The sequence below is a fragment of the Carnobacterium sp. genome (assembly GCF_032094055.1).
Taxonomy (GTDB): domain Bacteria; phylum Bacillota; class Bacilli; order Lactobacillales; family Carnobacteriaceae; genus Carnobacterium_A.
Genome location: NZ_DAMDAK010000023.1, coordinates 1 through 7,612 on the forward strand (window position 1 = coordinate 1; position 7,612 = coordinate 7,612).

The window sequence follows — 7,612 nt, forward strand, 5'->3', positions numbered from 1 at the left end:
CAATTTGGATGGTATAGATACGAAATGACTTTATCTGAAGGTTTACCGTACCAATGGCAACAAATGGTTACACAAGAGAGCCAACGAGTTCAGCGTATTTTTCAATTTATCAATTTATTTACAGATGTGCCAATTTTAAAAAGTAGTACAAAGAGGCGCCGTTACATGGATGTTTTCTTGAAAAATAGTAAAAAAGAGCACAAAAATACGTTCCACTACCTTTATACGCGTGCTTTTATACGCGGAACAGAATATAGCGGACTTTTTTTTCGATTGGCTATAATAGCAATAGTATTGACTGTATTTGTTAAGCCACTCTTACTGAATTTGTTTTTAGCAGTAGTGTTTTTATACTTAACTGGTTTTCAATTAGCACCATTGTATTTTCATTTTGACAATAATGCAGTAACTGTCTTATATCCAGTTGATCAGAATCAAAAACTTAAAGCCATAAAAAAAACAATTCTCGTTATATTGATCGGTGAAAGCTGCGGTATTGGAATTGCGGCTTTATTTGTTTTCACATTACCAAAAAGCTTAGCTTTTATTATTTTAATGTTTTTATTCTGCATTTTTTTCAGTTACTTTTATCTGCCAAAAAGAATAAAGAAGATGGAAAAGACACGTTATTTTTAAACCAAAAGAACAGGCAGCTGATTTTTGTATTCACAAAGCTAATAAAAATAAAAAACTAACACATGTATTATTAATTTAAGCGGAAGAGGCGGAAACATGAAAGTTATTTGGAATAATCAACTTGTTGAACGAGATACTGTTGTCATTGATATGGAAGACAGAGGGTATCAATTTGCTGATGGTCTTTATGAAGTGATTCGTGCTTACAATGGGACTTTTTTTACGCTAGATGAACACATAGATCGTTTGTTTAAGGGAGCAGAAAAGATTGACTTGATTTTACCTTTTACAAAACCAGAACTAAAAAACTTGTTACATGAATTGATAAAAGTCAATCAACTTGCTACAGGAAATGTTTACTTACAAGTAACTAGAGGAATTGCTAGTCCCAGAAACCATGGGTATCCTGATTTGGCAGTTACTGCTCCAGTATTTACGGCAACGACAACCACTGTTCCACGAGACAAAGAAAAAATGGAAAAAGGGATTACTGCCATTACTCTTCCTGATACGCGTTGGTTGCATTGTGATATAAAATCTATCAGTTTGTTAGGAAATATCATGGCTAAGCATGAGGCGCATAAACTAGGAAAAGATGAGTCAATTCTTCACCGTGAAGGAAATGTAACAGAATGTTCATCTTCCAATCTATCCATAATTAAAGATGGAGTGCTTTATTCTCATCCTGACGGGAACCTGATTTTGCCAGGTATAACAAAATTGGTCTTGTTAAAAGTCGCTAGAAAAGCAGGAATTCCTGTAAGAGAAGAAGTATTCACTCTTGAACAATTAAAAGAGGCTGATGAGGTTTTTGCTTCTAGCACAACCATGGAAGCCATGCCGGTAATTGAAATTGATGGAGTGCCAGTAGGTAACGGTCAATGTGGACCTGTTGTAAAAAGATTGCAGGAACTCTATACTAGTGCAGTAGAGGCACAATGTGGTAAGATTAATTGAGCGGACAAAATTTAATCGGAAACAATTAAATTGATGAGATTTTTATAGAAACGCGATTCTTGGTATTCAAGAATCAGCGTTTTTTAAATGATTATAAAAAGGGAGTGACTTTATGGAAAGTCAGATAGAAAAAGAACCTATGCAATTAAAACAAATTATTTCGATTTTAGGTGTTATTATAATGGGAACATTCGTTACTATTCTAAATCAAACTTTGATGAGCACAGCTTTGCCCAGTATTATGCGAGAATTTTCGATTACTCCAAATCAAGGACAATGGTTAACGACTGCTTATATGTTGATTAACGGAATCATGGTGCCTATCACAGCTTACTTAGTCAATCGTTTTACAACTCGGCAACTCTACCTTTTCGCAATGAGCGTTTTTTCAATTGGTACATTTGTTGCAGCTACTTCTCAAGTCTATAGTGTTTTAATTATGGGACGAATGATACAAGCAGTAGGAGCAGGAATTGTTTTGCCTTTACAAATGATTGTTGTGCTCTATATGTTCCCAATTGAAAAACGCGGAGCCGCAATGGGACTGATCGGTCTGGCAATGAATTTTGCGCCTGCTATCGGTCCGACTTTTTCCGGCTGGGTAGTCCAAAACTTCCACTGGAACATGATTTTTTATTTTATTTTACCCTTTGCAGTTTTAGATGTTATCGTTGCTTTCTTTGTATTGAAAAATGTAGGAGAACTAAGTCGGCCACGTCTAGATTGGCTTAGTGTCATTTACTCAACAGTTGGTTTTGGCGGCTTGTTGTTTGGTTTCAGTAATGCTTCTTCAAATCCGTTTTTCAGTATAAATGTAGCTCTGGCAATAGCTGTTGGAGCGGCAGCCATCATTTTACTGGTTAGAAGGAGTAATAAGATCGACTCTCCATTGTTGGATTTTAAAGTCTTTAGCTATCGAGGATACCGTCTGAATTTAATGATTTCTTTCGTTATTACAGCGGGCTTATATGGAGCGATCATTCTATTGCCGATTTACTTCCAAACTATCCGGGGATTATCACCAATGCAATCAGGGATGGTTTTACTTCCAGGATCCATTATCATTGCTGTAATGAGCCCGATTACTGGTCGGCTTTTTGATAAATACGGCGGTAAGAAATTAGCCGTAATCGGTTTATTGTTAATCACGACCACAACGTTACTATTTGGTTTTGTTGATTTAAAAACAACGATCAAAACACTAGTGATTTTACAAATGTTCCGTTCATTAGGTTTTTCTTTAACTTTAATGCCGCTGCAAACAGCTGCATTCAATGCGGTACCTCTTACAATGGCTCCCGATGCTTCAGCAATGTTCAATACGCAGCGCCAGCTAGCAGGATCAATGGGGACAGCGTTATTTGTAGTAGTGATGACATTAGCCTCAAATAGTAATGCTGCTAAAGCCTTGCAATCGACTCAATTAGCTGACTTAGCTGGTTTTCAAGCGGTCTTTCTCTTAGTCGGAGTTTTCTCGTTCATCGCGTTGATCATGACTTTCTTTATCAGAGAAAATCCTGTTATTCCAGATAAAATCACTACACATACTAAGTAACTAAATTAAAAATGCTCAGAAAATAAAAGCATGCAGAAGGTATTATCTTTCTGCATGCTTTTAAAGTAGCTTTTTTCTTCTTTTTCTTAAATGATCTACGGCTGACCAAGAAGATGTGGGAATTTAGTATAAGAAAAAGTAAATGTATCTTAAAAAAGGCTCAAATTCAAAATGAATAATCAAAAAAGAACGTATATGCGCTTGACGGAATTAAAAATTCTATCTAAAATAGAAAAGAACAGAATGATAGATGTCTTTTGTGATATCTGTCTTTTTTTGTCTACAGGGAAAAGCAGTTGAATATAAAACAGGGAATGATAGGGTATGGATTTTGAAATTGATTCTGGATGGAAGTTGCATCCAGTTGGTGGTGATACAGGACAGGCATATATGGGTATCAGAGCAGAGGAAAAGCTTTTTTTGAAGCGGAATTCTTCGCCTTTTTTAGCTGCGCTTTCTGTTGAAGGCATTACTCCACGATTAATTTGGACGAAACGTATTGGAAATGGAGATGTTTTAACAGCACAAGAATGGTTAAATGGTCGAACTCTTAAAAGCAATGAAATGTCATCTCCTGAAGTTGCACAACTACTCAGCCGTATTCATACTTCCGAGCCATTAAGAAGAATGCTTGCGCGTGTAGGCGGAGAAGAAGTAACTCCTCAGCGCTTGCTTCAAGAATATGAAAATGATTTACCGCATGACTTAAAAATCCACCCATTATTGAATGACATTCTACTTAAATTAAAAAGTGAAGTTGGGATGATGAAAACTGTTACGCCAAGAGTTTGTCATGGGGACATCTACCAAAAAAACTGGTTGTTATCTGATCAAAATAGATTGTACTTAGTTGACTGGGACTCCGCTATGTTAGCTGACCCAGCAATGGATTTAAGTATGTTACTTTTTCAATATGTGGAAAGAGAAGACTGGCCTGGCTGGTTAGAACACTACGGAGTCACAGTCACTGACGAACTGATCAAACGTGTGACGTGGTATGCTGCTATGAATTATTTAGCTCAAACTAAACGACATCATCATGAAGCACGATTTTACGAAATGAATCAAGACATTTTAAAATTACAGACGCTTCATCAATTAGCAAAAGATGATAATAATTAGGATCCTCTTCGTGATTCAGAAGAGGGTCCTAATTATTTAGCATGATCTTGAGGAAAAGCAAAACGGAATAGGATAGGAGAATAAACATGCGATTAAGAAAGAAGCCAGGTGCACCAGCTAAAATAGCTGAATATTCACAGTATATTGCCAATACACCTGAAGAATGGGTTGGAAGATGGCATGAACGGTTTAATAACTCTCACCCGATTCATATAGAAGTAGGAACGGGTAAAGGGCGCTTTATAACTGAAATGGCTAAGCAACATCCTGACATTAATTATATTGGAGTTGAACTCCAAGAAAGTGTAATAGTAGTCGCGTTAGATAAGTTGATTGAAACAGCATTACCCAATCTGCAGTTATTACACGTGAACGGTGGTTCGTTAACACAGTATTTTGCTAAAGGAGAAGTAGATCAAATTTATTTAAATTTCTCAGATCCTTGGCCGAAAAAGCGACATGAAAAGCGTCGCCTAACATACCCTTCGTTTTTAACGAATTATGAAGAAGTACTTGTCCCGGAAGGCGAAATCCATTTTAAAACAGATAATCAAGGATTATTTGAATACTCATTAACTAGCTTCTCTAAATATGGTATGATTTTAGAACAAGTGTGGTTAAATCTACATGAAAGTGATTTTGAAGGAAATATCATGACAGAGTACGAGGAAAAATTTTCTAACCGTGGTCAGCGTATTTATCGAGTAGTGGCAAAGTTTCCTAAAAGAGGGTAAAAAAGCTGAAAAGGCTTCTTAAAAGAAACCTTTTCAGCTTTTTTAACTTCATTAAATGCGATAGATATCTAGAATACTGCCAGAATAAGCATCGGCAATAAACTCATATTGGACTAATTGATCTTCTTCCATTCTGGAAACTCCGCCGTAGTAAACATCCGTTTTGAGAGCAAATTTTTGAAGAGGTACTTTCTTTAATTCGATCCAAGACCCTTCAATCGGACCTTCTTTTAAAAATAATTTTTTTACATCTGTTAAAATATGATCGCCATTGATGGCTTTATTTTTTTGAATGTACCGGCTCAAAAAATAACCGCAAGCTATGCCTGCACCGAACAAAAAACCACTGGCTGCTGTATAACTCGTTACTTTTTTATCTATATTCATCATGTTATCCCGCCCTTTCAAGCAGCTTATTGTCTTCCAATTAGTATACTACTTATTGAAAAAAAAGTCTTCTATCTTAAATTTTAAGGATAAGTAAGGTATAATAGCAATGGAAGCAATTATCACGAGAAAGGAGATCATAAAAGTAAGAAGGACTTTTATGAATACATAAGTAATGGAAAATAATACATTTGAACTGATTAAAAAAATGACAGAACTACAAGGGACCAGTGGTTTTGAACATCGGGTCCGTGAAGAAATGCGTAAGCAATTAACTCCTTTAGTTGATGAAGTAAGACAAGATGGACTAGGCGGGATATTTGGTATTCGAAAAAGCAAAGCAGAAAATGCACCAAAAATCATGGTAGCGGCTCATATGGATGAAGTTGGGTTTATGTTAGCCCGTATTACTGAGCAAGGGTTATTCAATGTAGTTCCTCTGGGCGGATGGAATCCTTATGTAGTTTCAGCTCAACGGTTTACTTTGCAAACAGCCAAAGGAGATTATCCGTGCGTTTCTTCTTCTGTCCCACCACATTTATTGAGAGGAAAAGACGGTAAAACTGGAAAAATCGAAATCAGCGATATTCTTTTTGATGCAGGGTTTGATTCTAAAGAAGAAGCTGAAGCTTTTGGTGTTCGACCTGGCGATACAATTGTGCCAGATGTTGAAACGGTTAAAATGGCTAATGAAAGCTTGGGATAACCGGTATGGAACAACAGTAGTGATAGAAGCTTTAAAAGAATTGGCTGGCGAAGAGTTGCCTAATACGTTGATTGCAGGAGCAAATGTTCAAGAAGAAGTAGGTTTACGGGGAACTAAAGGAGCTGTTCATCAATTCAAACCAGATTTGTTTTTCGCTGTCGATTGTTCAGCAGCAGATGACTTAACAGGTGATAAAGCAAGCTATGGTCATTTAGGCGAAGGTTTTTTACTTAGAATCCAAGATCCTGGAATGATCACATTAAAAGGAATGCGTGAATTTTTATTAGATACAGCGGAAACAAACCATATTCCTTACCAGTATTTTGTTTCAAAAGGCGGAACAGATGCTGGAGCAGCTCAAGTAATGAATAATGGCGTTCCAAGTGCTGTGATTGGAGTTTGTGCTCGGTATATACATACTCATCAAACCGTTTTTCATATTGATGATTATGCAGCAGCTAAAGAAATGGTCTTACAAATTGCACGTACTTTGGACCGCAGCACATTTGAAACCATTATGAAAAATAATTAATCAGACAGGAAGCGATAGTGATGCAAAAATTAACAACAATCGAGGAATTTCATTCTTTAACTACAGAAGAAAAAGTGATCTTTTTCTTTACAGCGGATTGGTGCAGCGATTGTAATTTTATTAAACCCATCATGCCTGAGATAGTCGAAGACCATCCAGAAATCCAGTTTATTGAAGTGGATCGAGATCAGTTTCTTGACTTATGTGGAGATTTAGCTGTTTTTGGTATTCCTAGTTTTATTGCTTTCGAAAACGGACAAGAAGTAGGACGTTTTGTCAGTAAAGACCGCAAAACAAAAGCAGAAATTGAAGCTTTTATTCAATCTTTAGACAACCTTGAATAAAAGACGATGAAAGTATTAAGGAGATGAGAAGATGGAAACAACTATACAGCAGTATGCTCATGTTCTAGTGGCGGTCGATGGAAGCGAGTCAGCTAAAGAGGCTTTTGAAAAAGCCATTTTAATTGCTAAAAGGAACAATAGTGAGTTGATCATTGCGCACGTCATTGATTCAAGTTCTTATAATATGGGAATTGAAAGTGCCAATTTTGATGTTATTGAATTTGATGCGGCTGAAATGGAAAACTTATTGATTGAATATCAAGACAGAGCAGCTGAAGCTAAAGTACGATCCGTTAAAACTGAATTATTTAAAGGGTCACCAAAATTATTATTAACTCAAGAAATTCCAGAAAAATACCATGCGGACTTACTCATCGTAGGAAGTACAGGGTTAAATATGATTGAACGCTGGATGATTGGAAGCGTAAGCGAATATATTATTCGACATGCTCCTTGCGATGTGCTAGTTGTTAGAAATACTGAAAAAGGATGATAAAAACAGATGATAATTAGTAGTTATAACAGAAACGGTGTTGGCGATACGCTAATGATTATGACAGGTAACAGTGTGTTCTCAGAACAAAGTTTTGAAACAAAAGGGAATGTTACTCGTATTTTCAAAGAAGAATCAAAAGAAAC

General features: G+C 36.4%; 8 protein-coding genes and 1 pseudogene. 8 read left to right on the plus strand and 1 reads right to left on the minus strand.

Features of this window, described 5'->3' with window-relative positions; genetic code table 11:
- From RT405_RS05295 to trmB, 5 genes are all read left to right on the plus strand, one after another.
- The coding region (locus tag RT405_RS05295) for an ABC transporter permease (protein WP_313468188.1) at positions 1 to 636 on the plus strand (636 nt) is incomplete at its 5' end.
- A gap of 96 nt (positions 637 to 732) precedes the next feature.
- Positions 733 to 1,593, plus strand: a complete 861-nt coding sequence (gene dat, locus RT405_RS05300) for a D-amino-acid transaminase (protein ID WP_313468190.1) — start codon at positions 733 to 735, stop codon at positions 1,591 to 1,593.
- A 112-nt stretch (positions 1,594 to 1,705) separates the two neighbouring features.
- The gene (locus tag RT405_RS05305; protein WP_313468192.1) at positions 1,706 to 3,148 is read left to right on the plus strand and encodes an MDR family MFS transporter; all 1,443 of its coding nucleotides are present in this window, start codon (positions 1,706 to 1,708) and stop codon (positions 3,146 to 3,148) included.
- A gap of 324 nt (positions 3,149 to 3,472) precedes the next feature.
- Complete coding sequence (locus RT405_RS05310; protein ID WP_313468194.1) at positions 3,473 to 4,270, plus strand: phosphotransferase family protein; 798 nt, start codon at positions 3,473 to 3,475, stop codon at positions 4,268 to 4,270.
- A gap of 86 nt (positions 4,271 to 4,356) precedes the next feature.
- Positions 4,357 to 5,004 (plus strand): tRNA (guanosine(46)-N7)-methyltransferase TrmB, encoded by a 648-nt coding sequence (trmB, locus tag RT405_RS05315; RefSeq protein WP_313468195.1) that lies wholly within the window; start codon positions 4,357 to 4,359, stop codon positions 5,002 to 5,004.
- Between the two features lie 51 nt (positions 5,005 to 5,055).
- Here trmB and RT405_RS05320 read toward each other — a convergent pair whose 3' ends face one another.
- Positions 5,056 to 5,391, minus strand: coding sequence for a PepSY domain-containing protein (locus RT405_RS05320; RefSeq protein ID WP_396163318.1), 336 nt, complete (start codon positions 5,389 to 5,391; stop codon positions 5,056 to 5,058).
- A 175-nt stretch (positions 5,392 to 5,566) separates the two neighbouring features.
- Between RT405_RS05320 and pepA the strand changes: the two are divergent.
- From pepA to RT405_RS05335, 3 genes and pseudogenes are all read left to right on the plus strand, one after another.
- A pseudogene (gene pepA, locus RT405_RS05325) lies at positions 5,567 to 6,629 on the plus strand (glutamyl aminopeptidase).
- 20 nt (positions 6,630 to 6,649) lie between these two features.
- Positions 6,650 to 6,973 (plus strand): thioredoxin family protein, encoded by a 324-nt coding sequence (locus RT405_RS05330; protein WP_313468197.1) that lies wholly within the window; start codon positions 6,650 to 6,652, stop codon positions 6,971 to 6,973.
- Positions 6,974 to 7,004: 31 nt separating this feature from the next.
- Positions 7,005 to 7,466, plus strand: coding sequence for a universal stress protein (locus RT405_RS05335; RefSeq protein WP_313468199.1), 462 nt, complete (start codon positions 7,005 to 7,007; stop codon positions 7,464 to 7,466).
- The last annotated feature ends 146 nt before the right edge of the window (positions 7,467 to 7,612 follow it).

Coding starts and splice junctions, on each gene's coding strand:
- RT405_RS05305 (WP_313468192.1), top strand. CDS start 1,706: ATGGAAAGTCAGATAGAAAAAGAACCTATGCAATTAAAACAAATTATT.
- RT405_RS05320 (WP_396163318.1), bottom strand. CDS start 5,391: ATGAATATAGATAAAAAAGTAACGAGTTATACAGCAGCCAGTGGTTTT.
- trmB (WP_313468195.1), top strand. CDS start 4,357: ATGCGATTAAGAAAGAAGCCAGGTGCACCAGCTAAAATAGCTGAATAT.
- dat (WP_313468190.1), top strand. CDS start 733: ATGAAAGTTATTTGGAATAATCAACTTGTTGAACGAGATACTGTTGTC.
- RT405_RS05310 (WP_313468194.1), top strand. CDS start 3,473: ATGGATTTTGAAATTGATTCTGGATGGAAGTTGCATCCAGTTGGTGGT.
- RT405_RS05330 (WP_313468197.1), top strand. CDS start 6,650: ATGCAAAAATTAACAACAATCGAGGAATTTCATTCTTTAACTACAGAA.
- RT405_RS05335 (WP_313468199.1), top strand. CDS start 7,005: ATGGAAACAACTATACAGCAGTATGCTCATGTTCTAGTGGCGGTCGAT.